This window comes from Burkholderia sp. YIM B11467, assembly GCF_052952715.1.
Genome location: NZ_JBQVSQ010000001.1, coordinates 79,612 through 105,148 on the forward strand (window position 1 = coordinate 79,612; position 25,537 = coordinate 105,148).

Consider the following 25,537-nt stretch of genomic DNA (forward strand, 5'->3'; position numbering starts at 1 on the left):
CCCGGCGCACACGTGGCGACGCGGGTGCGTCAGCCGCCGTTGCGCGGCAGGAAGTTCATCGGATCGACGACCTTGCCGTTCTGACGGACTTCGAACTCGAACGTCGAACGGCCGCTTGGGTCGGTGCCCATCTCGGCGACCGGCTGGCCCTGGCGTACCGCGTCGCCTTCGTTGACGAGCAGCTTGCCGTTGTGTCCGTAGGCCGTAATGAGCCCGTTGTCGTGCTTCAGGATCACGAGCGGGCCATAGGCCTTGACGCCGGACCCGGCATAAACCACGCGCCCGTTCGCCGCGGCCCGCACCGAATGGTCGGGCCCGGATGCGGCGATCACGACGCCGCGCGTCTTGCCGGCCGTAAACGGCGTCGCGACGACACCCGTGGCCGGCCATGCAAGCGAGCCCGGCTGCGCGGCGGCGGACGGCTGCCCGAGCGACGTCGCGGCCGGCGGCGGCGCGACGCGCAGCACCTGGCCGGGCGACACCGCATCGGTGGGCGCCATGTGGTTCCAGCTGGCCACGTCCTGCACGCGCTGCCCGTAGGCGCCCGCAATGCCCGCGAGTGTGTCGCCCGGGTTCACGCGGTAATAGCCGGCGATCACGCCCGGCGTCGCGGCCGACATCGGGGTCGACTGACGCGCCGGCTGCCAGTTGTCGGTCCACGGTGTCAGCGTACAGCCCGACAACGCGACGGCCGCGGCGATGAGCGCCGCCTGCGGCAGCCAGCGCGCGAGCGCATCGTGGATGGGAATAGTTTCTCTCAAGGGTCCTCCCGGATTTGCGTCGTTGCGCCGCCCACCGCCCTCCGGCGCGCGACGCACGATGTCCGGCCGGAGGGCCGGACCAACCAGTATCCGACCGCTCTCGCGGCCGTCAGTTTCCACAGCGGAGTCGGCGCGAACGGGCTCACCGGCCCCTTTTTCACGTCGTTCCGACCGGCAAAGATACCATTTGTGGCGGTCAGGGCCGCGACAAGTGCCTGATCCGGCAACAATCTTGCGGCGCCTCACCGGCGTGCCGGCGGCCCGCAAACCGCGCCGCGCGGGCCGTCCGGCGGCCTGTCGCGGGTCTTCCGCACGCGTCGCCGCCCTCGCCCGTCATCTCGGCCCCGTCACATTCCCCCCTTCGATCGCCGCCTATACTCGGTGATGCGCAACGCGATCCAACGACAACGAGGAGCATGACGATGAACAACGCGACGTTTCTTTCCGTGCAGCTCAACGCCGACGATTTCGCCGGTTCCAGCGGCCTGGTCGAATTGCTCAACCGGCATCTGCTGTTCGCGACCGACGTCGCCGAGGCGGCCGACGCGCTTGTCCAGCTGGCGAGCGTCGCGCACCTGACGGGTACGCGCCACAGCGTCGAGTTGCCGGTCCTCGCGATCGAGCGGCTGCGCGAGGCGCTCGACACGCTGAGCGGCTACGACGAAACGTGGCTGCAGGTGCTGGAACCGGCCGAAGCGCTGTTCCGGGATATCGGGCGCGGCACGCGCCCGCTACACTGAGCGCCGGCGCGGTACACGCCACCCATAAAAGCGGAACCGGCGCCGCAGGCGCCACCAATGAAAACAGCCCGTCATTCCGCTTTGCGGAACCGGCGCCGCAGGCGCCACCAATGAAAACAGCCCGTCGTTCCGCTTTGCGGAACGGGCGCCGCTGGCGCCACCAATTAAACCCGCCCGTCTTTCCGCTTTGCGGAACCGGCGCCGCAGGCGCCACCAATGAAAACAGCCCGTCGTTCCGCTTTGCGGAACGACGGGCTGTTTGTACTACGGGGTCGGATCCGGCCGCCTGGGCGGCCGTCCCATTAACGACCCTTGTAGATCGGTGCGTCGTCAGCGATACGCTTGACTTGCCAGCCGGTCTTTGCAGCAGCCGGAGCACCCGATTCTTGTGCGCCGGCCGGTTGTGCGCCATAGCCGGTCGTGTCGGCGGCGGCGACGTTCTGTTGCGGGTTCACACGGGCTTCAGCAGCCTGGATGCCTTCCGGGTAGGTCGTACGGTCGCTGCCCAGCTTGTAACCGGCTTGTTGCACGGCGACCAGTTCGGCCTTCACTTGCGCACGGGTGACGGGCGCGTTTTCCTGGGCGAACGAGACGGCGGGAACGGCGAGGACAGCAGCTGCAGCGAACGTTGCGATCAGCGATTTCATGATTACCTCCGGGGATTTTTTTGCTCCGCCGCACACACCATGTCTGCAGCGATGGAACAGAGTTTAGTCCCGACGTCCCCTAGGGAAAACCATGAAAGAGCGAAAACACTGTTTCCCCGGAGCCAACAATGTCGGCATCCGGGATAGAGAAACCCTATTCAAAGAATAGATTTTCGCAACAATGCTGCCCTCGCGGGCGATTACGACCAGTTCGCGTGGAAGCTGCCCGGCTTGTCGGTGCGCTCGAACGTGTGCGCGCCGAAGAAGTCGCGCTGCGCCTGCACCAGGTTCGCCGGCAGCCGCTCGGAACGGTAGCTGTCGAAGTACGCAACCGCCGACGCGAACGCCGGCACCGGCACGCCGGCCTTCACGGCGGCGACCACGACGTCGCGCAGCGACGCCTGGTAATTCGCGGCGATGTCCTTGAAGTACGGATCGAGCAGCAGGTTCGCGAGCGCCGGATCCTTCGCGTACGCGTCCGTGATCTTCTGCAGGAAGCGCGCGCGGATGATGCAGCCCGCACGGAAGATCTTCGCGATCGTCCCGAGATCGAGGTTCCAGCCGTACTCTTCGGACGCCGTGCGCAGTTGCGCGAAGCCCTGCGCGTACGAGATCACCTTGCTCAGGTACAGCGCGCGGCGCACCGCTTCGACGAACGCCGCGCGATCGCCGTCGAACGGCGCGGCGGCCGGGCCCGACAGGATCTTGCTGGCCGCGACGCGCTCGGTCTTCAGCGACGACAGCACGCGCGCGAACACCGATTCGGTGATGAGCGGCAGCGGCACGCCGAGATCCAGCGCGTTCTGGCTCGTCCACTTGCCGGTGCCCTTCTGCGCGGCGCGATCGAGGATCACGTCGACGAGGTGCTTGCCGGTCTCTTCGTCCTTCTTGCCGAAGATCTTCGACGTGATCTCGATCAGGTAGCTGTCGAGCTCGCCCTGGTTCCATTCGGTGTACACCGCGCCGAGCTCGTCGTTGGTCAGGCCCGCGACGTCCTTCAGCACCGAATAGCTTTCGGCGATCAGTTGCATGTCGCCGTATTCGATGCCGTTGTGGACCATCTTCACGTAGTGGCCCGCGCCGTCCGGGCCCATGTACGCGACGCACGGCTCACCGTCCGACGGTGCCTTCGCGGCGATCTGCTTGAGGATCGGCTCGACGAGGTCGTACGCGTCGCGCTGGCCGCCGGGCATGATCGACGGGCCGCGCAGTGCGCCCTCTTCGCCGCCCGACACACCGGTGCCGATGAAGTGCAGGCCCGATTGCGCGAGCTCCTGGTTGCGGCGGATCGTATCGGTGAAGTGCGTATTGCCGCCGTCGATCAGCACGTCGCCCTTCTCGAGCAGCGGCTTGAGCGACGCGATCGTCGCATCGGTCGCTTCGCCTGCCTTGACCATCATCAGGATCCGGCGCGGCGTTTCGAGCGACGCGACGAACTCTTCGAGCGTATAGGTCGGCACCAGATTGCGGCCGGGGAATTCGGCGATCAGTTCGTCGGTTTTCTCGCGGCTGCGGTTGTACACCGACACCGCGTAACCGCGGCTCTCGATATTGAGTGCGAGATTGCGGCCCATCACCGCGAGCCCGATCACACCGATTGCTTGTTTGCCCATTAGTCAATTCTCCGGAAAAAACGGGGCGCGACCTGAACCTGGCCGCGCGCACAGGCGAAAGGATAGTGGAAACCCGGCGGCGATGCGCGCTTGCGTGTCATTGCTCCGCGTGCGGAAGCCGCCGGAACACGACGCTCAGGTTGTTCGCCGGCATCTCGACGACCTCGATGCAGTCGAGCCCGCGATCGAGGCCGAGCGCGACGACGGTTTCGAGATCGCGCACGCCCCACGACGGGTCGCGGCTCCGCAACTGCAGGTCGAATGCTGCGTTCGACGGTGCCGTATGCCGGCCTTCGCGGCGATACGGGCCGTACAGGAACAGCACGCCGCCCGGCCGCAGCAGGCGCGACGCGCCCGCGAACAGCGCGTCGGTGCAGGCCCACGGCGAGATGTGAATCATGTTGATGCAGACGATCGCGTCGAGCGCGCCGACCGGCCAGGCTGCGTCGCGCACGTCGAACGCCAGCGGCCCGGCGACGTTCGCGAGGCCCGCGTGCGCGACCCACGCGGCGATCGAGCGCCGCGCCTGCGCATCGGGATCGCTCGGCTGCCAGCGCAGTCCCGGCAACGCCTGCGCGAAATGGACGACGTGCTGCCCCGTGCCGCTCGCGATTTCGAGCACGTTGCCGCTCGCCGGCAGCACGCGGCGCAATACGTCGAGGATCGGCCCGCGATTGCGTTCGGCCGCCGGCGCCGACAGCCGTGCGGACGAATCGGGCAACTGCGTTTGATCGGTCACGATGCGTGCTCCGGTGCATTGCCCGCGAGGCCCAGCCGCGCGGTCAGCGCGTCGAGCGCGGGTGCGCAACGCGCCTCGACCTTCAGCGTCAGCATCGGATCGGCGCGCGTGTGGCCAAGATTGAGCGCGGCGACCGGCTTGTGCTGCGCCTGCGCCCACACGCAAAAGCGGTAACCGGAATACACCATCAGCGACGAGCCGACGACGAGCAGCGCGTCGGCCGCATCGAGCGCCTGCGACGCCAGCGCGACGCGCTCGCGCGGCACGTTCTCGCCGAAGAACACGACGGCCGGCTTCAGCAGGCCGCCGCACGCGGGGCACGCCGGGATGCGGAAGGTGTCGAGCCCGGCCCATTCGAGATGCGCGTCGCCGTCCGCGGCCGGCTCGGCCTGCGCGCCCAGCAGTTCAGGATTGTCGGCTTCGAGCACGGTCTGGATCGCCGCGCGCGCATGATGCGCGCCGCATGCGAGGCACGTCACGCCGTTGATCCCGCCGTGCAGTTCGATCACGTCGCCGCTGCCCGCACGCTGATGCAGGCCGTCGACGTTCTGCGTGACGAGGCGCTCGATCCGGCCGGCGCCGCCGAGCCGCGCCAGCGCGACGTGCGACCCGTTCGGCTGCGCGCGGCCGACGACGGGCCAGCCGATCATGCTGCGCGCCCAGTAGCGTCGCCGCGCGGCATCGGAGCCGAGAAATTCATGGAGCTGGATCGGCGGCGAGCGCATCCATTGACCGTTGCGGTCGCGATAGCCGGGAATGCCGGAATCGGTGCTGATGCCCGCGCCGGTCAGCACGAGCAGGCGCGGATGACGCTCGACGAACATGTGCAGCGCATCGAGCGCGGCCGGATCGACGCCGGCGGATGAGAGGTCGTGCAGGGCTTTATCGTTCATGTTGGCAACACGTGATCGGGCGCGCCGGCAGGCCGTGCGCCCGCATGGGCGGCCAGGCACGCCAGCACATCATACAGAACGCCGCGCGATCGGGCCGACGGCCCGCGCGGCCGACCGGCGCACAAAAAAAGACGCCCATCCGCCACTCGGCGATGGGCGCTTCAACAATTGATCCATCGGGGTAGTGGATCAACTGACAGCACAAACTTGCGGCGTCCGTCACGCTGCGACCAGCGAACGCTTCCCCTGAATTACGCATGTTCCGCGATGCCGCGCGCATCGTTGCGCCGCCGGCTTTCCTGCACGATCCGGTTCGGGCTCGCCGCGCCGAGGCCATGCGCGGCGCGCGAACGAAAACGCCGCGCGACGACTTGCGTTGCGCGCAGCTTCATGACGATCCGGGATCCAGGCCGGGGCCATCCACAAGCGTTCACGGTTCATCCCCGACGGCCGACCGGCACCGGTCGGCCTCGTGCGTCACACATGCACGTCGTCGTTCAGTACGAACCCGATTGCTCGGATGGAACGGAAAGCCGCGCGCTCACGTCGCCTCGATCAACGGCGAAGCGAATGTCCCGGCAGGTCGGCGATTCATGTTTGCAACACGATACGTTGCGATTCGGTCTCTTTTCATTCTCTTGTCCCCGTCTTCGATACGTCCGACCCACTGAAGCGATCGCCGGCCCCACTGCACCCGCGACCGCGCTCACGGCTCGTACAGATATGCAAGGAGCGCACCATGCTTCATGCCGCAAGGCCGCGCGGGCCGAAACAGGGCCGTCGACGCATATCGCGCACCGGCAAGAAGCGCGAACGTTTCGAAACTGAAACGCACACGGCGGCCCGCCGGATCGGTGCAGGCTGCCCGAGCCTGCCGCCGTGCCGCTCGCGCACGGCCCGGGCGGGCACCGAGGCGTTGCATCTGCGCGCTGGCGCCAATCGCCCTACAATCGCCCGACAGTAGCCACACGCACACGAACGGACGTGGGCGCGCGGCCTTGCCCCTTCGCGTGGGTCGCCCCGCTCCCGCCTTGCGCAAACACGTTAGCATTCGGACACGCAGCGCCGCGCGTTCGCGTTGCACCGCCTCCCAGGATTCGACATGACCACGCCCGCCCCCGCCCGCCCCGACGTCGCGCATCGCGTCTTTTCGGCCGGGCGGCTGTCGATCGGCCTCACGCTGCCGCTACTTCGCAGCGACCAGATCGTCGCCGACTTCAACGAACAGCTCGAACTCGCGGCGCTGGCCGATACGCTCGGCTTTCGCGCGCTGTGGATTCGCGACGTGCCGCTGAACAGCGCCGACTATCCCGACCCGGTCGGCCACCTCGACCCGTGGGTGCTGCTCGGCGCGCTGGCGTCGCGCACGCGCCGGATCGCGCTCGCCAGCGGCGCGATCGTGCTGCCGCTGCGTCATCCGCTGCATATCGCGAAAGGCGCGCTGTCGGTCGCGACGCTGTCGGGCGGACGCTTCATCCTCGGGCTCGGCTCCGGCGACCGGCCGCCCGAATATGCGGCGTTCGGTGTCGACGTGGAAACGCGGCGCGACCGGTACCGCGCACACTGGGACGTCGTCGCGGCCGCGCTCGGCGTGCCGTCTCGCGTGCTGCCCGACGACGCGCCGCCCGACGCGCCCGAATTCACGCTGCTGCCGCGCGGCGACGGCGCGGTGCCGATGCTCGCGGTCGGCTCGGGTGGACAGAGCGTCGACTGGATCGCGCGGCACGCGATCGGCTGGATGACGTATCACCGCGATCCGGACACGCAGCGCGCCCGCTATTCGATGTGGCGCGCGGCGGTCGACCGGCTCGCGTCGCCGGCCTTTCGCGCATTCGGCGTGTCGATGCGGCTCGACCTCGCCGCGCAGCCCGATACGCCGGCCACCGCATTGCCGCTCGGCTATGCAACCGGGCGACATGCCTTGGTCGACATCCTGCACGGCATGCGCGCGGCGGGCACGCATCACGTCACGCTGAATCCGGGATCGGACCGGCCCGTGCGCGAGGTCATCGAGGAACTCGCGGAGCACGTGCTGCCGGTTTTTCACGACGAGCAGGCGTGATTCGTCAGGAATCCGAATTCATATGGCGCGATGCACGCGTCGTTACAACCACCTTACGATCCGGCAAGCAGGACATTCCCACATATCGGGTTGCCTACAGTCTGCGTCAGACACATGCGTGACAGAACGCGCAGCCGGCGTCGCGGCGATCCGATGCGCGAACGACTCGCAAACGCCCGCGCCACCTCGCGTATGCCCGATTCGAATACTCATCGAAGGAACTATTCGGTTCCGATCGCGATCATGTTAACTTCCGTCCATCGTTCAGCTCGGCGGGCCGCGCGCCGATGCGCGCCCGCATGCCCACTCATGCGACATTTCCTCCTCGGCTGGCTGCTGGCCGCCGTCGTCTCGGCCGCGCACGCGGCCGCTCCCGCCCCGGCCGCCGCGTCGGCCGCCTCCGGCACCGCGCCCGCGCTGACGCCGCAACAGGCGCAGCAGGCACTCACCGTGCTCGAAAACCCGCGCGAGCGCGCGCAGGTCGAAACGACGCTGCGCGCGATCGCGGCCGTCGGCGCATTGAGCGCGCCCGCGGTCGCCGCCAGCGAAACGGCCGCGGCCAGCGGCGCGTCGGCTGCCGCCGCCCCGAGCGCGCTCACGTCGAACGGGCTCGCGTCGATGCTCGTCCGCCAGGGGTCGCGCTGGACCATCGAAATCGGCGGCGCGCTGAAGGAATCGCTGCGCTCGCTGCTCGATGTCGGCTCGGTCGGAAGCTGGTGGCATGACAGACTGGTGCGCGCCGACGCGCGCGCGGATTTCATGCACGCGATCTTCCTCATCATCGCCGTGCTCGTGCCCGCGCTCCTCGTCGAATGGTTCGCAAAGCGGCTGCTGCGACGCGCGCTGGCCACGGTGGCCGCACGGCGCGCCGACCCGTCGCGCCGCACCGCGCCCGATTCCGTCACGCCCGACGACGACAACGCATCACTACGGGATGCCTCCACCCCGCCCGACACCGCGCCCGCGTCGTCGCAAGGTCTCGGCCATGCGCAGCGTCAAACCACGCTGCTGCACCGGATGCCGCGCGCGCTCGTCAGCCTCGTGCTGCGCGCGGTGCCGCTGCTCGTGTTCGTCGGCGTCGCGAGCCTGACGATGTCGGTGATCGGCGATGCAGGCACGCCGATCGAATCCGCGCTCGAGGCATTGATCGACATCTACGTGATCTGCCGGCTCGTCACGATCGTCAGCCGGCTGTTCTTCCAGCCCGATGCACGGCAATTGCGGCTGCTGCATATCAGCGATGCATGGGCCGACTTCGCGCAACGCTCGATCGCGCGGATCGTGATCGTGGTCGGCGCGTGCACGGCCGCGGTCGAGATCGCCGCGAACTTCGGCCTCAGCGAGGCCGGTCACGTCGCGCTGCTGAAAGCGGTCGCGCTCGTCGGGCACGTGATGATCTCGGCGCTGATCCTTCAGTGCCGCCGGCCGGTCGCCGCACGGATCCGCGCGGCCGGCGCGGACCGGCCGACCTTCGCGGTGGTCGGCAACGCGCTCGCGGACGCATGGGCACCCGTGTCGGTATTCATCGTGATGGCGCTGTGGTTCGTGTGGGCACTCGACGTCCACAACGGCTACCGCGTGCTGATCACGCTCGGCGGCCGCTCGATCGCGGTGATGATCGGCATGCGGATGGTATCGATCGTCGTGTTCGGCGCGCTTGCGCGGCTGTTCCAGGGCCGCGACGAAGACCGCACGCTCGTCCACCTGCACGCGTACCGCTACTACCCGCTGCTGCGCCAGATCGTGTCGGGCGTGATCGGCATCGTGACCGTCGTGCTGCTGCTGCAGATCTGGGGCGTGCCGATCTTCCGCGCGTTCGAGACCGGCACGATCGGCCACCGGCTCGCGTCGGCGCTGATGACGATCGCGATCGCGGCCGTCGTCGCGCTCGTCGTATGGGAAGCCGCGAACATTGCGATCGAGCGCCGTCTGCAGCGCTGGACGCGCGAAGGCAATCTGGTGCGCGCGGCGCGCTTGCGCACGCTGCTGCCGATGCTGCGCTCGCTGCTGTTCGTGATGATCGCGCTCGTCGTCGTGCTGACGGGCCTCAGCGAGCTCGGCGTGAACATCGGCCCGCTGCTTGCCGGCGCCAGCATCTTCGGCGTCGCACTCGGTTTCGGCTCGCAGAAGCTCGTGCAGGATTTCATCACCGGGATCTTCCTGCTGATGGAAAACGCGATGCAGGTCGGCGACTGGGTCACGCTCGCCGGCGTGTCTGGCACGGTCGAGTACCTGTCGATCCGCACCGTGCGGCTGCGCGGCGGCGACGGTTCGCTGTACACGATCCCGTTCAGCTCGGTGACGACCGTCAACAACACGAATCGCGGGCTCGGCAACGCGGCAGTCAAGGTCAGCATCGCCTATGGCGAGGACATCGATCGCGCGATCGCGACGCTGAAGGAGATCGGCGCCGCATTGCGCGACGATCCGAAATACCACGACGGCATCCTGTCGGACTTCAGCTACTGGGGCATCGACCAGGTCGACGGCGCGGCGCTCGCGCTGGCCGGACAGATGCAGTGCACGGACTCGACGCGCTGGAGCGTGCAGCGTGAATTCAACCGGCGCATCGCGGAAACCTTCCGCGAGCGCGGCATCCGGATCGCCAATCCGCAGCGCAGCGTCGTCGCGTACGCGGATGAATCGCGGCCGGCCGGCATGGACGAAAACGGCAGCCATGACGGCAACGGCAATGCCGCCGCAACAGCGCCCCGGCCGCCGTCAAACGACGAGCCGGCGCGCAAGCCGAACTGACTGGACGGGCTAACGACCCGTCGCGCTCAACGCGCGGCGGGCTTGGTCACGCGCCGCGTGTTTTTCGCCGCGGAGGTTGAGGCATCCGGCTTCGTCGTGCGTTTCGCCGCGGCACGCGGCTTCCGCTTCGCGGCAGCCTCCGGATCGGTGGCAGACGCATCGCGCTGCGCATGCCATTGTTCGAGCAGCACGCGCGTCTGGTCGGCGATCGTCTCGATCAGCAGCGCCGCGCGCTCGCCATTGAACGCATCCCATTCGAGCACCTGCAGCGCGGAACGCTCCGCGATGTGGAACACCGTGATCTGCCCGTACAGGCTCATCGCCCGCAAGCGCGTGACGGGATCGTCGGCCGGCCGCCCCGAGATGCGGCCGATCAGCTCGGCGCTCACGTCGTTGAGCGGCTTGCGCATGCGCTTCATCAGGATTTCGCTCGCGCTCGCCGGCTCCTGGCCGACCTGCTCGCGCGCGAAGAACAACCGTTGGTTCATCGTCTTCGGCGCCGTGAACATCCGGTCCGACAACGCGCGCAACAGCCCGACGAACGCGTCGATCAGCACGTCGACGTCCGCGTCCGCGTCGAGCATCGCCCACGCATGGCCGACCGACGGCGCGAACACCTCCCAGCCGTTCTCGGCGATCGTCTCCACGCACGCGCGGTAAACGCCTTCCTTGTTCTCGAAGTAGTACTGGAGCGCCGGTGCATTCACGCCGGCCATCGCGGCGATCTCGCGCGTCGATGCGCCCGCGAACCCGCGTTCGCCGAACAGTTCGATCGCCGCCTCGATGATCCGCTGGCGCGTTTCGTCGCCGCGCGCGTAGCCGCACGCCGACGTGCGGCGCAGCTTCTTCGCTTCGTTCATGCCTTCCTCGTCATTCGATCGATCGACATTCTACTTGACACAATTCTAGCAACTGGAATAATTCTTCCACTCGGAATAAATTGGACGCCAGCATGTCGACGCTGCAAGACCCGCCACAGAAAGCAAATCGCCAGGAAGCCGGAACAACGCCGCGCAACGAAAAGGTCGGATCGAAGCGGCGCATCCTGCTCGTGGTCGCCGTGCTCGCGGCCATCGGCGGCGCCGTCTGGCTCGGCCGCTGGTGGACGGTCGGCCGCTTCATCGAAAGCACCAACGATGCGTACCTGCAGGCGGACAGCATGACCGCCGCGCCGAAGGTCGCCGGCTACGTGACCGACGTGTATGTGCGCGACAACCAGGCGGTGAAGGCCGGCGATCCGCTCGTGCGGCTCGACGTCCGCCAGTACCAGGTCGCGCTCGCGCAATCGCTCGCGACCGTCGATGCGCGCCGCGCGGATATCGCGCGTGCCGAAGCCGACATCAGCCAGCAGCACGCGAATCTCGAACAGGCCGATGCACAGGCGAAGGTGTCGCAAATCAACGCGCGCCACGCGAGCGACGAATACGCACGTTATGCACCGCTCGCGGCGACCGGCGCCGAAACGCACGAACGCGTGGCCGATCTGAAGAGCACGCGCGACCAGGCGGCCGCGACGCTCGCCGCAAACAACGCGTCGATCGCCGCCGCGCGCACGCAGATCGCGTCGTTCACCGCGCAGCTCCAGCAGGCGCGCGCGCAGCTCGAAGCCGCGCAGGCCAGCGCCGCGCAGGCGCAGCTCGACCTCGACAACACGGTCGTGCGCAGCACGCTCGCCGGCCGCGTCGGCGATCGCACCGTGCGCGTCGGTCAATATGTGCAACCCGGCACGCGCCTGCTGACCGTGGTGCCTGTCGATGCGATCTACCTCGTCGCGAACTTCAAGGAAACGCAGATCGGCCAGATGCGCATCGGCCAGTCCGTCGAACTGCACGTCGACGCGCTGCCGGACGGCGCGCTGTCCGGCGTCGTCGACAGCTTCGCGCCGGGCACGGGCGCCCAGTTCGCGCTTCTGCCACCCGAAAACGCGACCGGCAACTTCACGAAGATCGTCCAGCGCGTGCCGGTACGCATTCGCCTCGCCGCGGACGCGCGTGCACAGCGCATGCTGCTGCCGGGGCTGTCGGTGACGGTCGACGTCGATACGCGTTCGGCCCGCGACGAGCAGCACCATGGCTGATACGCCCGCCACGATGCCCGCGCCGCCGCACGAAGGCCGCGCGAGCGTGACCGACTGGATCGCGGTCGCGGCCGGTGCGCTCGGCGCGCTGATGGCGACGCTCGACATCTCGATCACGAACTCCGCGCTGCCGCAGATCCAGGGCGAAATCGGCGCCACCGGCACCGAAGGCACGTGGATCTCGACCGGCTACCTGATGTCGGAAATCGTGATGATCCCGCTCGCCGCGTGGCTCACGCGCGTGTTCGGGCTGCGCAATTTCCTGCTGACGAACTCCGCGCTCTTCATCGCGTTCTCGATGATGTGCGGCTGGTCGCATTCGCTTCCGATGATGATCGCCGGCCGGATCGGCCAGGGCTTCACCGGCGGTGCGCTGATCCCGACCGCGCAGACCATCATCCGCACGCGGCTGCCGTTGTCGCAGTTGCCGGTCGGGATGACGCTGTTCGGCCTGATCGTGCTGCTCGGGCCGCTGTTCGGCCCCGTGCTCGGCGGCTGGCTCGCGGAAAACGTGAACTGGAGCTGGTGCTTTTTCCTGAACCTGCCCGTGTGCCTGCTGCTGATGGCGCTGCTGGCATTCGGGCTGCCGTCGGACCGCCCGCAATGGGGCTCGTTCTTCAACGCGGACTGGCTCGGGATCGCCGGCCTCGCGATCGGGCTGAGCTCGCTCACCGTCGTGCTCGAGGAAGGCCAGCGCGAACGCTGGTTCGAATCGCAGATGATCGTCACGCTGAGCCTCGTGTCGCTCGCCGGGATGATCCTGATCGCGCTGTCGCAGCGTTTCGCGAAGCGGCCGATCATGCGGCTGTCGCTGATGCGCAACCCGCGCTACGCGAGCGTGATCGTGATCGTGTCCGCGGTAGGCGCCGGCCTGTACGGCGTGTCCTACCTGCTGCCGCAGTTCCTCGCGATCGTCGCCGGCTACAACGCGGAGCAGGCCGGCGCGATCATGCTGCTGTCGGGGCTGCCGGCCTTTCTCGTGATGCCGATCCTGCCGCGCCTGCTCGGCAAGGTCGATTTCCGCATCCTCGTGATCTCGGGGCTGCTGCTGTTCTGCCTGAGCTGCATGCTCGACATCAGCCTGACCGCGCAGAGCGTCGGCCACGACTTCGTGTGGTCGCAACTGATCCGCGGCGTCGCGCAGATGCTCGCGATGATGCCGCTCAACCAGGCGTCGATGGCGGCGGTCGCGCGCGAAGACTCGGGCGATGCGGCCGGGCTCTACAACATGGCGCGCAATCTCGGCGGCTCGATCGGGCTCGCGATCATCGGCACCGTGATCGACCGGCGCACGACCTTCCATACGGCCGCGCTCCGCGAATCGGTGACCGCGAATTCGCTGATCGGGCAGGACCGGCTGTCGGCCTATGCGGCCAACTGGTTCGCGCACACCGGCGACCTCGCGTATTCGAACATGCGCGCGCTCGGCCAGCTCGCGCAGCAGATCCAGATCCAGGCGGTCGTGATGACCTACTCCGAAACCTTCTACCTGCTGGGCCTCGCACTGCTCGCCTGCGTACCGCTCGCGCTGCTGCTGAGAACGCCGCGCGGGCCGCAGCCGATGTCGTCCGGCCATTGAACCGTCTTACGCGATGAAACCCTTCTCCCTGCCCCGCCACCCTGCGCTCACGCTGTGTGCGGCCGCGTGCCTGCTCGCCGGCTGCACGGTCGGCCCCGACTACCGCGGCGCGCCCGCCGCGCCGGATGCGCCGACCTTCGTGCGCGCGCCGGCATCCGGCATCGACACTCGCGCGCCTGCGCCAAGCGCGTGGTGGCACGCGCTGAACGACCGCCAGCTCGACGACCTGATCGCCGCCGCGCTCGTGTACAACCCCGATCTGCACGCCGCGCAAGCGCGATTGCGCGCAGCACGCGCGCAGCTCTCGCAACAGCGCGCGGCCCAGTTGCCGAAATCGTCGGCCACCGTCGCGGCCATCCGCATGCGCGAACCGGACGTCAGCGCGCTCGGCTCATTGCTGCCGTCGAACGGCTCGAACCAGTCGGGCGGCACATCGCCGTCGCTGGGCGGCTCGGGCCCGCTGCAGCTCTATTCGGCAGGCTTCGACGCGACCTGGGAAATCGACCTGTTCGGCGGCACGCGCCGTGCGGTCGAAGCGGCATCCGCGCAAGCGGAGGCCGTCGACGCCGATCTGTCGGACACGCAGGTTTCGATCGCCGCCGAAGTCGCGACGGCCTACGTCGACCTGCGCGACCAGCAGCAGCGGCTCGCGCTGTCGCAGCGCACGGCCGAACTGCAGCAGACGATGCTCGAACTGACGCAGCAGCGCCGCGCGCGCGGCGTCGCGGCCGATGTGGACATCGAACGCCTGACGACGCAGGTCGAGACCACGCGCGCGTCGCTGATCCCGCTCGACGCGCAGGTCACGGAATCGCTCGACCGGCTCGCAATCCTGACGGGCCGCGCGCCGGGTGCGCTCGACGCCGCGCTGTCGGCACCGGACGCCGCGCTGCCGACGTTGCCCGGCAGTGTCGCAATCGGCGATCCGGCCGCGCTGCTGAAGCAGCGCCCCGACATTCGCGCGGCCGAACGCCGACTCGCGTCGAGCAACGCGCAGATCGGCGAGCATGTCGCCGACTATTTCCCGAAGGTGACGCTGCTCGGCGATCTCGGCTTCAGCGCGACGGACCCCGGCCATCTGTTCCGCAAGCAGAACTTCACCTGGGTCGGCGCGCCGTACCTGCAATGGAACATTCTCGACTTCGGCCGCACCCGCGGCGCGGTACGCGCAGCCGAAGCGTCGCGCGATGAAGCGGAAGCGAACTATCAGAAGGCGGTGCTCGGCGCATTACAGGATGCCAACACGTCGTTGCAGCGCTACGGGCACCAGCGCGAGCACGTCGTGGCACTCACCAAGGTGCAGACGTCGGCCGTGCATGCCCGATCGCTGATGGACGAGCGCTATCGCGCGGGCGTCGCATCGATGATCGACCTGCTCGATACGCAACGCGAGGCGCTGTCCGCGCAGCAGAACGTGATCGCCGGGCAAGCCGAATTGATCAAGGACTACGTGTCGATGCAGAAGAGCCTCGGGCTCGGGTGGCAGACGAACGCGGGTTGACGGTGCCGGCGCGATACACGCACGATTGCGGTGTGTCGCGCAGCGCAACAACTCATTGCGTGCGCAACAATCCTCGTTCGTTTCCTCCGTAACGAACGGGCCCGCGCCGCATCGACGCCGCGGCTATCGAAAACATATCCAATATCAATTAGCCAATCGTCTGACGATCTCTTTTAATTCAGTCGGCTTCCCCACCACCGACCGGATTCAAGGAGTTCCATCGTCATGTCCTCATCCTCCCATCGCGTGCCGAGACGCGCAGTCGCCGCGATCTGCGTTGCGCTCTCCGCTTCTTCGTACGCCGCCGAACTTACCCGCGACACCGGCGCGCCCGTCGGCGACAACCAGAATTCGCAGACGGCCGGCCCGGCCGGCCCCGTGCTGCTGCAGGACTCCGCGCTCATCGAGAAACTGCAGCGCTTCGATCGCGAGCGCATTCCGGAACGCGTCGTGCATGCGCGCGGCACCGGCGCATTCGGCGAGTTCGTGCCGAGCGCCGACATCTCCGACCTGACGAAAGCGAAGGTTTTCACACCGGGCACCCGCACGCCGGTGTTCGTGCGCTTCTCCACCGTGATGGGCTACCGCGGTTCGCCCGAACAGGCCCGCGATCCGCGCGGCTTCGCGGTGAAGTTCTATACGCAGCAGGGCAACTGGGACATGGTGGGCATCAACTGGCCGGTGTTCTTCATTCGCGACGGCATCAAGTTCCCCGACTTCGTTCACGCGAACAAGCCGAGCGCCGTGACTGGCGTGCAGGATCCGAACCTCGCGTTCGACTTCTTCGCGAACACGCCCGAAGCGACCCACATGCTGACGATGCTGTACACGGATGCGGGCATGCCCGATTCGTATCGTCACATGGACGGCTTCGCGGTGCATGCGTTCAAGTTCGTCAATGCGCAAGGCGACGTGCACTACGTGAAGTTCCACTGGAAGAGCCAGCAAGGCGTGCACGGCCTGCGTCCGCAAGACATCGCCGCGTCGATCGGGCGCGACTGGAACATGATGACGAACGACCTGTACGGCGCGCTGAAGCAAGGCGATTACCCGAAATGGGATCTGTACGTGCAGGTGCTCACGCCGAAGGACCTGAACCGATTCGACTTCGATGCGCTCGACGATACGAAGGTCTGGACCGGCGTACCGGAACGCAAGATCGGCACGATGACGCTGAATCGCGTACCCGACAACTACTTCCAGTCGACCGAGGAATCGGCGTTCGCGCCGTCGCGGCTGGTGCCGGGCATCGAGCCGTCCGAAGACCGGATGCTGCAGGATCGCCTGTTCGCGTACGCCGACACGCAGATGTACCGGCTCGGCGCGAACTACATGGACCTGCCGATCAACCGCCCTGCCGTGCCGGTGGTCAACAATAACCAGGACGGCGCGATGAATGCCGGCGACCGCAAGGGCGAGGTGAACTACGAGCCGTCGACGCTGCGCGAGCTCGCGCAGGATCCGCAGTACAAGTCCGTGCGCATGGCGCTCGGCGGAACGACGCAGCAGGAAGCGATCCACAAGAAGCTGCTGTTCCGTCAGGCGGGCGAGTACTACCGCGGCCTGTCGCAGCAGGACAAGGACGACCTCGTCACCGCGCTGTCCGGCGATCTCGGCAAGGTGACGAACGCGCACAACCAGTACGCGATGCTGTCGTACTTCTACAAGGCCGACGCCGACTACGGCACGCGCCTCGCGCAGGCCGTCCACGCAAACGTTCAGCAGGTTCAGTCGCTTGCGGCGAAGCTGAGCGAGAACTGATCCCGCGGTGCTGTCTCGGTCTACGTGCGCGGTTGCGCCGCGCACGTCGACCTTTTCTCTTCTTCAGGATCTCCCCATGCGATCAGAACGCTTCACGCATGCAATCCGCGCGACCGCAACGGCGCTCGCGCTGGCCGCGATCGCCGGCTGCGCGCACCTTCCCGATCGACCGGCGTACGGCAAGGCCGATCCGGCCGCGCTGCGCCGCTACGACGGCGACTGGTTCGACGCCGCGCGCGTCGGACGCGTCGACATCCTGCGCGCGTTGCGCGACGCCGGCTATCCGGTCGACGCCACCGACAGCCACGGTTATACGGCCGTGATACTCGCGTCCTACGACGGCCAGCCCGCCGCGCTCGACTACCTGCTGTCGGCCGGCGCCGACGCGTGCCGCGGCGATCGCCACGGCAACACGGCGCTGATGGGTGCCCTGTTCAAGAATGAACCCGACATCGCACGGCGCCTGCTCGACACGCGTTGCCCGATCGATCAGACGAACGGCGCTGGCGAAACCGCGCTGGGGTTCGCGACGCTCTTCAATCGCTTCGAACTGATTCCGCTGCTCGTCGCGCATGGCGCGAATCCGAACCATGTCGATCGGCGCGGTCAGTCGCTGCTGCGGCTCGCGCTGTCGCACGACAACGCGGAAGCCGCGGATGCGCTGCGGCAGGCTGGCGCCGGGCAGTGACGCGTTCGCGCGCCGCCCGTGAATACCTGCGTACTCGGAAAAACGCGTCGAGCAGCCGATAGAACGCAATCCGGTCGGGATCGGGGTGTTCGATCCCGTACCGCGTGAAGAAACGCGCGCCCCATTCGCTGCCCAAATCCGCTTCGATATCGCGCGCCGCCAGCGCCAGGTCCTGATACCTGATAACGATCGGCCTCCCCCAGGCGTCCGCAGTCGATGAAGCAGGAGAAGCGGCCGTCGTCGGCCGTGAGGTTGGGCAGGCACGCGTCGCCGCGCCCGGCGACGCCCGCTGACACCCTCTTTTCGACACCTTTCGCCCCCTCCATCGAATCTCCATCTTTCCGCATCAAAGACGCCAACTATTCGACGCACACTCCGACCCGTCAAAGCAGGCAGTGGGCTGCCTGCGATTCCTGGAGTCGCTATGAAGAATCAGAAACGATGCTGCTACGGCGCCGTGTGCGCGCTGGTGGCGGCCATGCTGGCGGGTTGCGGGCCCGCCGAACAGCAGGCTGCCGTACCGGCCACCCCGGTTGCGGCGATGACGCTGGCAGCCGTGCGCCTCGACGTGAGCGAAGACCTGCCGGGCCGCGTCGCGGCCGTGCGGGTCGCCGAGATCCGGCCGCAGGTCAGCGGCATCGTGCAGCGCCGGCTGTTCGAGCAAGGCACCGAAGTGCGCGCGGGCCAGCCGCTGTTCCAGATCAATCCGGCGCCGTTCAAGGCCGACATGGATACGGCCGCCGCGTCGCTGCAGCGCGCGCAGGCCGCGCTCGAACGCGCGAAGGTGCAGACGGCGCGCTTCAAGCCGCTGGTCGAAGCCGATGCGATCAGCCGCCAGGTGTACGACGACGCCGTGTCGCAACGCGACCAGGCCGCCGCCGACGTGGCGCAGGCCCGCGCGACGCTCGCGCGCCGCCAGCTCGACCTGAAATTCGCGACCGTGGAAGCGCCGATCGCCGGCCGTATCGACCAGGCGCTCGTGACCGAAGGTGCGCTGGTGTCGAGCACCGACAGCCAGCCGATGGCGCGCATCCAGCAGATCGACCAGGTCTACGTGGACGTGCGCCAGCCGGCCGGCGCGCTCGAATCGCTGCGCGGCGCGCTCGCGTCGCAGCCGGACGCGTCGGGCAACGGCCTGCCGGTCGACGTGCTGCGCGGCGACGACACGCGTTACGACGTGAAGGGCCGCATGCTGTTCTCGGGCGTCAACGTCGACCCGGGCACCGGCGACGTGCTGGTGCGCGTGCTGGTCGACAACCCGAAGCGCCAACTGCTGCCGGGCATGTACGTGCGAGCCCGCATTCCGCGCGCGCACTACGCGAACGCGCTGACGGTGCCGCAGCAGGCCGTCGTGCGCATGGACGGCAAGCCGGGCCTGTGGGTGCTCGACGCGAAGGGCAACGCGCATCTGAAGGCCGTCGAGGTGGGCGAGCTGACGGACCGTCGTTACCGCATCCGGTCGGGCGTGCAGGCCGGCCAGAAGGTGGTCGTCGAAGGCATGGAGCGCCTGACCGATGGCGCGGCCGTCGCCGCGACCGACTGGAAATCGCCTGACGCGGCCACGACCGCGGCAGCGCGCTGAGTCAGGGAGCGCATTCCATCATGGCTCAATTCTTTATCCGCCGACCGGTGTTCGCGTGGGTGATCGCCCTCTTCATCATCCTGATGGGGCTGATCGCGATCCCGCAACTGCCGATCGCACGCTATCCGTCGGTCGCGCCGCCGTCCGTCACGATCACCGCCACCTACCCGGGCGCAACGCCGCAGACCATGAGCGACGGGGTACTGAGCCTCATCGAGCGCGAGCTGTCGGGCGTCAAGAACCTGCTCTACTTCGAGTCGTCGTCCGACACGTCGGGCATGGCGCAGATCACCGTGACCTTCAAGCCCGGCACCGATCCGGCGCTCGCGCAGGTCGACGTGCAGAACAAGATCAAGGCCGTCGAGCCGCGCCTGCCGGCCGCAGTGCGCCAGAACGGCCTGATCGTCGAATCGGCGTCGTCCGGTTTCCTGATGTTCATCAGCCTCCAGTCCCAGGGCGGCCGTTTCAGCGAAGCCGAACTCAGCGACTACATGGCGCGCAACATCGTCGAGGAGCTGCGCCGCACCGAAGGGGTCGGGCGCGTGCAGCTGTTCGGTTCCGAGCGCGCGATGCGCATCTGGGTCGACCCGAACAAGCTGATCAACTACGGCCTGTCGATGACCGACCTGACCACCGCGGTCGCGCAGCAGAACGTGCAGATCTCGCCGGGCAGCCTCGGCGCGGAGCCGTCGTTGCCGGGCCAGCGGGTCACCGTGCCGCTCACCGCCCAGGGCCAGTTGACGACCCCCGAACAGTTCGCCGCGATCGTGCTGCGCGCCAACGCCAACGGCTCGAAGGTCGTGCTGGGCGACGTCGCGCGCGTCGAACTCGGCTCGCAGTCGTACACCTTCATGAGCCGCCAGGTCGGCAAGCCGGCGACCTTCGCGGCGGTGCAGCTGTCGTCGGGCGCGAACGCGGTCAAGACCGCCGATGCGCTGCGCACGCGCCTCGCGGAACTGAGCAAGGCGATGCCGACCGGCATGCGCTACTCGATTCCGTTCGATACGTCGCCGTTCGTGAAGATCTCGATCGAGAAGGTGCTGCACACGCTGATCGAGGCGATGGTGCTGGTGTTCCTCGTGATGTACCTGTTCCTGCAGAACGTGCGCTATACGCTGATTCCGGCCATCGTTGCGCCGGTGGCGCTGCTCGGCACCTTCACGGTGATGCTGGCGACGGGTTTCTCGATCAACGTGCTGACCATGTTCGGCATGGTGCTCGCGATCGGCATCATCGTCGACGATGCGATCGTGGTCGTCGAGAACGTCGAGCGCCTGATGGCGGAGGAAGGCCTGTCGCCGAAGGACGCGACGATCAAGGCGATGAAGGAAATCACGGGCGCGATCGTCGGCATCACGCTGGTGCTGACCGCCGTGTTCATCCCGATGGGGCTCGCGAGCGGCTCGGTCGGCGTGATCTACCAGCAGTTCACGATGTCGCTGGCCGTGTCGATCCTGTTCTCGGCACTGCTCGCGCTGACGCTGACGCCCGCCCTGTGCGCGACGATGCTCAAGCCGGTCGAGCCCGGCCATCACGAGAAGCGCGGCTTCTTCGGCTGGTTCAACCGCCGCTTCGAGCGCCTGACGAACTGGTATGAGACCCGCGTCGGCCGGCTGGTCGGCCGCACGGGCCGCATGATGCTGCTGTTCGTCGCGATCTGCGGCGCGCTCGCGATGGGATTCCGCACGCTGCCGTCGTCGTTCCTGCCCGAGGAGGACCAGGGTTACTTCATCACCAGCTTCCTGATGCCCGCGGATTCGACGACCCAGCGCACGATCGACGTCGTCAAGACGCTCGAGAAGCACCTCGAGTCGCGGCCGTCGATCAAGTCGAACGTGTCGGTGATCGGCTACGGCTTCTCCGGATCGGGGTCGAACGCGGCCTTGAACTTCAGCGTGCTGCAGGACTGGGACAAGCGCAACGGCGCGACCGCCGCCGACGAAGCGATGCGCGCGCAGCAGGCAATGGCCGGCGTGACCGAAGGGATGGTGCTGAGCCTGATGCCGCCCGCGATCGACGAACTCGGCAACAGCTCGGGCTTCACGATGCGGCTGCAGGATCGCTCGAACCAGGGCGCCGCGGCGCTCAAGGCCGCCGAAACGAAGCTGCTCGAACTGGCCGCGCAAAGCAAGGTCGTCGCCGGCGTCTATCCGGACAGCCTGCCCGCGGGCACCAGCATCCGCCTGGAAATCGACCGGCAGAAGGCCGAAGCGCTCGGCGTGTCGTTCACGAGCATCAGCGACACGCTGTCGGCCGCGATGGGTTCGACCTACGTGAACGACTTCCCGAACGCGGGCCGCATGCAGCAGGTGATCATCCAGGCCGACGCGCCGTCGCGGATGCAGATCGACAACGTGATGAAGCTGTACGTGCGCAACGCGGGCGGCGGCATGGTGCCGCTGTCCGAAGTGGTCCACCCCGTCTGGGCCGAGACGCCGCTGCAACTGGTGCGCTTCCAGGGCTATCCGTCCGCGCGCATCTCGGGCACCGCCGCGCCCGGCTATTCAAGCGGCGCGGCGATGGTCGAGATGGAACGGCTCGCCGCGCAGTTGCCGAAGGGGTATGCGGTCGAATGGACCGGGCAGTCGCTGCAGGAACGCCAGTCGGCATCGGAAGCACCGATGCTGATGGTGCTGTCGATGATCGTCGTGTTCCTCGTGCTGGCCGCGCTATACGAAAGCTGGTCGATTCCGCTGTCGGTGATGCTGGTGGTGCCGCTGGGCCTGATCGGCGCGATCGCCGCGGTGCTGTTGCGCGGCATGCCGAACGATGTGTTCTTCAAGGTCGGGATGATCACCGTGATCGGCCTGTCCGCGAAGAACGCGATCCTGATCGTCGAATTCGCGAAGCAGCTGCGCGAGGAAGGCAAGGGGCTGATCGAAGCCACCGTGCAGGCGGCCCGGTTGCGGCTGCGCCCGATCCTGATGACGTCGTTCGCGTTCGGTCTCGGCGTGGTGCCGCTGGTGATCGCGTCCGGCGCGAGCGCCGAAACGCAGCACGCGATCGGCACCGGCGTGCTGGGCGGCATGGTGGCCGCCACCGTGCTGGCCATTTTCTTCGTCCCGGTTTTCTTTGTGTTCGTGATGAGCATCCAGGAGCGCCTCTCCGCCTGGCGGGCATCCCGCCGGAAACCCGCCGCCGCGCACCACGAACAAGAAGGTTGATGCCATGCGATTGCTTATTCTTCCCCTCGTCCTGGCCCTGTCGGCCTGCTCGCTCGCGCCGACGCTGGTCAAGCCGGCCATGCCGGTGCCGACGGCCTACACGGCCGCCGCGGCGGCCGACCTCAAAGCCAACGCGGCCGATCTCGGCTGGCGCACGATGTTCGGCGACAGCCGCCTGCAGCGCCTGATCGAGATCGCGCTCGATAACAACCGCGACCTGCGCGTGGCGGCGCTGAACGTCGAGGCCGCCGAAGCGCAGTACGGCATCCAGCGCGCCGCGCGCCTGCCGTCCATCGGCGCCGGCGCGAACTTCACGCGCCAGCGCACGGCGGCCGACCCGCAGTCGAACCCGCCGCTGTTCGAAACGACGCAGAACCAGTACGGCGTGAACGTCGGCATCAGCGCGTTCGAGATCGACCTGTTCGGCCGCGTGAAGTCGCAGTCGGATGCGGCGTTCGCGCATTACCTCGCGACCGATCACGGCCGGCGCGCGGTGCAGATCTCGCTCGTCGGCGCGGTGGCGGACGCGTATTTCGCCGAGCGCCTCGCGCAGGAGCAGCGCCAGTTGTCCGAGCGCACGCTCGGCGACTGGCAGCAATCGCTCGATCTCGCGCGGCGCCTGAAGGAAGCGCATCAGGCGAGCGGCGTCGACATCGCGCAGGCCGAAGGCCAGGTCGCGAGCGCCACCGCCGATCTGGAAGCGCGCACGCGCGCCGTCGAGCAGGCGCGCAACGCGCTGCGCCTGCTGCTCGGCACCGAGCCGCCGAAGGATCTGCCTGAAGCGCTGCCGCTCCAGCAGCAACCGGTGATGACGCAACTGCCGGCCGGCCTGCCGTCCGAGCTGCTGTTCCGCCGGCCGGATATCCAGCAGGCCGAACAGAATCTCGTGGCTGCCAACGCGGATATCGGCGCCGCGCGCGCCGCATTCTTTCCGCGCCTGTCGCTGACGTCGTCGATCGGTTTCCTCAGCCCGGCGATGGGCAGCCTGTTCGCCGGCGGCCAGAACGTGTGGAGCTTCGCGCCGCAGGTCACGGTGCCGATCTTCCAGGGCGGCCGGCTGCGTGCCGAGCTGCGTCTCGCCGAAGTGCGCAAGTCCAGCGCGGTGGCCGAATACGAGCGCTCGATCCAGACCGCGTTCCGCGAAGTGGCCGACGGCCTGGCCGGGCGCGAAACCTTCGGCCGCCAGATCGAAGCGCAGACGCGCGTGGTCGGCTCGGCCGAACGCCGCACCGACCTGTCGAACCTGCGCTATCGCGCGGGCATCGAGGGGCGGCTGGAATTGCTGGATTCGCAGCGGCAGCTCTATGCGGCCCGGCAGGCGCTGCTCGATCTGCGTCGCAGCGAGCTCGGCAATGCCGTCGCGCTGTACAAGGCGCTCGGCGGCGGCCTCACGGAAAAGGACGTCGCGCCGTCGACGAGCGTGGTGCAGAACTGAACGACCGGCGCTGTGCCCTCCCTCGCGGCATCGGGCAGGCACGGCGCGATTCGGCCCGGCAACGGGCTGCTCCGATGGTTCGACATCGCACGGCAAACCCCATGACGAATTCCCTGATACTGATTGCAGAAGACGAGCCCGACATCTCGGACATCCTCGACGCGTATCTGACGCACGACGGTTTTCGCACCTATCGCGTGGCCGACGGGCAAGCGGTGCTCGACGTGCAGCCGCACCTGAAGCCCGACCTGATCCTGCTCGACGTGAAGATGCCGCACAAGAGCGGCTGGGACGTGCTCGCCGAGCTTCGGCGGCGCTGCAATACGCCCGTCGTCGTGATCACCGCATTCGACCGCGACCTCGACCGGCTGCAGGCACTGCATGCCGGCGCGGACGACTACATCGTCAAGCCGTTCAACCCGGCCGAGGTCGTCGCGCGGCTGCGCGCGATCCTGCGCCGGTCGGCCACGCCGCCGACCGCGCGCATGCTTCGTGTCGGCGCTCTCGAAATCGACACCGAAAGTTATCTGACGCGCGTTCGAACGGAATCCGCCGAGATACCGATCGCGCTGACGCTGACGGAATTCCGGCTGCTTGCGCATATGGCGCGAGCGCCGAGCCGCGTCTTCACGCGCGGCGAACTGCTCGATGCGTGCATGGCCGACGTGAGTGCGCTGGAGCGCACGGTCGACAGCCACATCAGCAGGCTGCGCAGGAAACTTGAACAAGCCGGCGCGCCGGGCATGCCCGAAGTGATGCGCGGCGTCGGCTACCGGCTGCGGGGCACGCAGTGACCCCGCCGGCGAGGCCGGGCCGGCAAATCGGACAGGCGATCGGCCTGAGCGCGATCGTCGTGCTGCTGATCGGCTGCACCGCTGCATGCTTCATTGGCGCATTGCGCGAGCCGGACGCGTTGCCGCACGACGCAACGGCCGACGCGATGCTCGGCAATGCGTCGACCTACCTCGTGCTCGCGACGGTGTTGTTCGTCGGCCTGCTGGCGGCCGCGTTCGACCTGTTCAGACTGATGCGCCGCGCGCTCGGGTCGCTCGACTCGGTTGCGGAAAGCGCCGGCCGCATCGTCGCAGGCGATTCGTCGGCGCGCGCGATTTCCCGCGACGGTTGCCCGGCAGACATGTCGCGATTCATCGAGGACTTCAACACAATGGCCGTTCAACTGAAACACACGACTTCGTCCAATGCGGCCGCTGATTCCGCCGGCGGTGGCAGCGACAGCGGCAGCGAAATACACGACCCGCTCGCGGCACTCGAAACCCGGCTCGAAGAGATCAAGGGTCTCGCCGCCGAAGCCGATGCCGATGCTGAGTCGCGCGAAGCATTGCTTCACCGTATCGACGGGCTGTTCCGGTTCGTCGACGACCTTCGGCTTGCCGAACAACCGGACACGCCGGCCATTCGAACACTTCCTCGAGAACGATCGGCCGATTACGGAGCGAATCGGAAGTGATCGGCGAATCGCCTCCGGCATTACCTTCTTTGCCGGTTTCGAAAATTACAAAACGCCGCCAATCTTTTCAAAA

Annotated in this window: 20 protein-coding genes and 1 pseudogene; 13 read left to right on the forward strand and 8 right to left on the reverse strand. The window is 67.7% G+C overall.

What is annotated here, in order from left to right; all coding sequences use genetic code 11:
• Positions 1–29: 29 nt before the first annotated feature.
• A complete protein-coding gene (locus tag ACTRWB_RS00360; RefSeq protein ID WP_129516913.1) occupies positions 30–761 on the reverse strand; it encodes a peptidoglycan DD-metalloendopeptidase family protein in 732 nt (243 codons plus the stop codon).
• Between the two features lie 422 nt (positions 762–1,183).
• On the opposite strand from ACTRWB_RS00360, the gene ACTRWB_RS00365 reads away from it, so the two are divergent.
• Positions 1,184–1,501, forward strand: a complete 318-nt coding sequence (locus ACTRWB_RS00365; protein WP_129516912.1) for a hypothetical protein — start codon at positions 1,184–1,186, stop codon at positions 1,499–1,501.
• Between the two features lie 302 nt (positions 1,502–1,803).
• On the opposite strand, the gene ACTRWB_RS00370 is transcribed toward ACTRWB_RS00365, so the two are convergent.
• The 5 genes from ACTRWB_RS00370 to ACTRWB_RS00390 form a co-directional block, all read right to left on the reverse strand.
• Positions 1,804–2,148: a DUF4148 domain-containing protein gene (locus ACTRWB_RS00370; protein ID WP_446900550.1), complete on the reverse strand. Its 345-nt coding sequence runs from the start codon at positions 2,146–2,148 to the stop codon at positions 1,804–1,806.
• A 200-nt stretch (positions 2,149–2,348) separates the two neighbouring features.
• Complete coding sequence (gndA, locus tag ACTRWB_RS00375; protein WP_021160879.1) at positions 2,349–3,761, reverse strand: NADP-dependent phosphogluconate dehydrogenase; 1,413 nt, start codon at positions 3,759–3,761, stop codon at positions 2,349–2,351.
• A gap of 97 nt (positions 3,762–3,858) precedes the next feature.
• On the reverse strand, positions 3,859–4,500 hold the full coding sequence (locus ACTRWB_RS00380; protein ID WP_446900551.1) for a DUF938 domain-containing protein: 642 nt from the start codon (positions 4,498–4,500) through the stop codon (positions 3,859–3,861).
• Positions 4,497–5,393, reverse strand: a complete 897-nt coding sequence (locus ACTRWB_RS00385; RefSeq protein WP_343490361.1) for an NAD-dependent protein deacetylase — start codon at positions 5,391–5,393, stop codon at positions 4,497–4,499. The genes ACTRWB_RS00380 and ACTRWB_RS00385 overlap by 4 nt, the downstream gene beginning before the upstream one ends.
• Positions 5,394–5,644: 251 nt before the next feature.
• A complete protein-coding gene (locus ACTRWB_RS00390) occupies positions 5,645–5,785 on the reverse strand; it encodes a hypothetical protein (RefSeq protein ID WP_446900552.1) in 141 nt (46 codons plus the stop codon).
• A gap of 710 nt (positions 5,786–6,495) precedes the next feature.
• Between ACTRWB_RS00390 and ACTRWB_RS00395 the strand changes: the two genes are divergently transcribed.
• Together ACTRWB_RS00395 and ACTRWB_RS00400 are read left to right on the forward strand one after the other, a co-directional pair.
• Positions 6,496–7,455 (forward strand): LLM class oxidoreductase, encoded by a 960-nt coding sequence (locus ACTRWB_RS00395; protein WP_446900553.1) that lies wholly within the window; start codon positions 6,496–6,498, stop codon positions 7,453–7,455.
• 309 nt (positions 7,456–7,764) lie between these two features.
• Complete coding sequence (locus tag ACTRWB_RS00400; RefSeq protein ID WP_446900554.1) at positions 7,765–10,209, forward strand: mechanosensitive ion channel domain-containing protein; 2,445 nt, start codon at positions 7,765–7,767, stop codon at positions 10,207–10,209.
• A 26-nt stretch (positions 10,210–10,235) separates the two neighbouring features.
• Here ACTRWB_RS00400 and ACTRWB_RS00405 read toward each other — a convergent pair whose 3' ends face one another.
• Positions 10,236–11,069, reverse strand: coding sequence for a CerR family C-terminal domain-containing protein (locus tag ACTRWB_RS00405; protein ID WP_446900555.1), 834 nt, complete (start codon positions 11,067–11,069; stop codon positions 10,236–10,238).
• Positions 11,070–11,161: 92 nt separating this feature from the next.
• On the opposite strand from ACTRWB_RS00405, the gene ACTRWB_RS00410 reads away from it, so the two are divergent.
• The 5 genes from ACTRWB_RS00410 to ACTRWB_RS00430 all read left to right on the forward strand — a co-directional run bounded on the left by ACTRWB_RS00410 (position 11,162) and on the right by ACTRWB_RS00430 (position 17,815).
• Entirely contained in the window at positions 11,162–12,286 is a 1,125-nt protein-coding gene (locus ACTRWB_RS00410) for an HlyD family secretion protein (RefSeq protein ID WP_446900556.1), read from the forward strand.
• Positions 12,279–13,865: an MDR family MFS transporter gene (locus tag ACTRWB_RS00415; RefSeq protein ID WP_446900557.1), complete on the forward strand. Its 1,587-nt coding sequence runs from the start codon at positions 12,279–12,281 to the stop codon at positions 13,863–13,865. Before ACTRWB_RS00410 ends, ACTRWB_RS00415 begins: the two co-directional genes overlap by 8 nt.
• Before the next feature lie 13 nt (positions 13,866–13,878).
• Positions 13,879–15,366 (forward strand): efflux transporter outer membrane subunit, encoded by a 1,488-nt coding sequence (locus tag ACTRWB_RS00420; RefSeq protein ID WP_446900558.1) that lies wholly within the window; start codon positions 13,879–13,881, stop codon positions 15,364–15,366.
• Between the two features lie 225 nt (positions 15,367–15,591).
• Positions 15,592–17,127 carry a catalase gene (locus tag ACTRWB_RS00425; RefSeq protein WP_446900559.1) on the forward strand — a complete coding sequence of 512 codons (1,536 nt, stop codon included), beginning with the start codon at positions 15,592–15,594 and terminating at the stop codon, positions 17,125–17,127.
• A 76-nt stretch (positions 17,128–17,203) separates the two neighbouring features.
• On the forward strand, positions 17,204–17,815 hold the full coding sequence (locus tag ACTRWB_RS00430; RefSeq protein ID WP_446900560.1) for an ankyrin repeat domain-containing protein: 612 nt from the start codon (positions 17,204–17,206) through the stop codon (positions 17,813–17,815).
• A gap of 37 nt (positions 17,816–17,852) precedes the next feature.
• On the opposite strand, the pseudogene ACTRWB_RS00435 reads toward ACTRWB_RS00430, so the two are convergent.
• Positions 17,853–18,099: pseudogene (locus ACTRWB_RS00435) on the reverse strand (phosphotransferase); the annotation flags it as partial.
• A gap of 140 nt (positions 18,100–18,239) precedes the next feature.
• Between ACTRWB_RS00435 and ACTRWB_RS00440 the strand changes: the two are divergent.
• From ACTRWB_RS00440 to ACTRWB_RS00460, 5 genes are all read left to right on the forward strand, one after another.
• Complete coding sequence (locus ACTRWB_RS00440) at positions 18,240–19,397, forward strand: efflux RND transporter periplasmic adaptor subunit (RefSeq protein WP_446900561.1); 1,158 nt, start codon at positions 18,240–18,242, stop codon at positions 19,395–19,397.
• Between the two features lie 20 nt (positions 19,398–19,417).
• A complete protein-coding gene (locus tag ACTRWB_RS00445; RefSeq protein ID WP_446900562.1) occupies positions 19,418–22,561 on the forward strand; it encodes a multidrug efflux RND transporter permease subunit in 3,144 nt (1,047 codons plus the stop codon).
• 4 nt (positions 22,562–22,565) lie between these two features.
• A complete protein-coding gene (locus tag ACTRWB_RS00450; RefSeq protein ID WP_446900563.1) occupies positions 22,566–23,996 on the forward strand; it encodes an efflux transporter outer membrane subunit in 1,431 nt (476 codons plus the stop codon).
• Between the two features lie 101 nt (positions 23,997–24,097).
• A complete protein-coding gene (locus ACTRWB_RS00455) occupies positions 24,098–24,790 on the forward strand; it encodes a response regulator (protein WP_419687486.1) in 693 nt (230 codons plus the stop codon).
• 173 nt (positions 24,791–24,963) lie between these two features.
• Complete coding sequence (locus tag ACTRWB_RS00460) at positions 24,964–25,464, forward strand: histidine kinase (RefSeq protein WP_446900564.1); 501 nt, start codon at positions 24,964–24,966, stop codon at positions 25,462–25,464.
• The last annotated feature ends 73 nt before the right edge of the window (positions 25,465–25,537 follow it).

Excerpts from the sequence above, each read along its gene's own strand:
- ACTRWB_RS00365 (WP_129516912.1), top strand. The coding sequence starts at position 1,184 with ATGAACAACGCGACGTTTCTTTCCGTGCAGCTCAACGCCGACGATTTC.
- ACTRWB_RS00370 (WP_446900550.1), bottom strand. The coding sequence starts at position 2,148 with ATGAAATCGCTGATCGCAACGTTCGCTGCAGCTGCTGTCCTCGCCGTT.
- gndA (WP_021160879.1), bottom strand. The coding sequence starts at position 3,761 with ATGGGCAAACAAGCAATCGGTGTGATCGGGCTCGCGGTGATGGGCCGC.
- ACTRWB_RS00385 (WP_343490361.1), bottom strand. The coding sequence starts at position 5,393 with ATGAACGATAAAGCCCTGCACGACCTCTCATCCGCCGGCGTCGATCCG.
- ACTRWB_RS00390 (WP_446900552.1), bottom strand. The coding sequence starts at position 5,785 with ATGAAGCTGCGCGCAACGCAAGTCGTCGCGCGGCGTTTTCGTTCGCGC.
- ACTRWB_RS00395 (WP_446900553.1), top strand. The coding sequence starts at position 6,496 with ATGACCACGCCCGCCCCCGCCCGCCCCGACGTCGCGCATCGCGTCTTT.
- ACTRWB_RS00400 (WP_446900554.1), top strand. The coding sequence starts at position 7,765 with ATGCGACATTTCCTCCTCGGCTGGCTGCTGGCCGCCGTCGTCTCGGCC.
- ACTRWB_RS00405 (WP_446900555.1), bottom strand. The coding sequence starts at position 11,069 with ATGAACGAAGCGAAGAAGCTGCGCCGCACGTCGGCGTGCGGCTACGCG.
- ACTRWB_RS00410 (WP_446900556.1), top strand. The coding sequence starts at position 11,162 with ATGTCGACGCTGCAAGACCCGCCACAGAAAGCAAATCGCCAGGAAGCC.
- ACTRWB_RS00415 (WP_446900557.1), top strand. The coding sequence starts at position 12,279 with ATGGCTGATACGCCCGCCACGATGCCCGCGCCGCCGCACGAAGGCCGC.
- ACTRWB_RS00420 (WP_446900558.1), top strand. The coding sequence starts at position 13,879 with ATGAAACCCTTCTCCCTGCCCCGCCACCCTGCGCTCACGCTGTGTGCG.
- ACTRWB_RS00425 (WP_446900559.1), top strand. The coding sequence starts at position 15,592 with ATGTCCTCATCCTCCCATCGCGTGCCGAGACGCGCAGTCGCCGCGATC.
- ACTRWB_RS00430 (WP_446900560.1), top strand. The coding sequence starts at position 17,204 with ATGCGATCAGAACGCTTCACGCATGCAATCCGCGCGACCGCAACGGCG.
- ACTRWB_RS00440 (WP_446900561.1), top strand. The coding sequence starts at position 18,240 with ATGAAGAATCAGAAACGATGCTGCTACGGCGCCGTGTGCGCGCTGGTG.
- ACTRWB_RS00445 (WP_446900562.1), top strand. The coding sequence starts at position 19,418 with ATGGCTCAATTCTTTATCCGCCGACCGGTGTTCGCGTGGGTGATCGCC.
- ACTRWB_RS00450 (WP_446900563.1), top strand. The coding sequence starts at position 22,566 with ATGCGATTGCTTATTCTTCCCCTCGTCCTGGCCCTGTCGGCCTGCTCG.
- ACTRWB_RS00455 (WP_419687486.1), top strand. The coding sequence starts at position 24,098 with ATGACGAATTCCCTGATACTGATTGCAGAAGACGAGCCCGACATCTCG.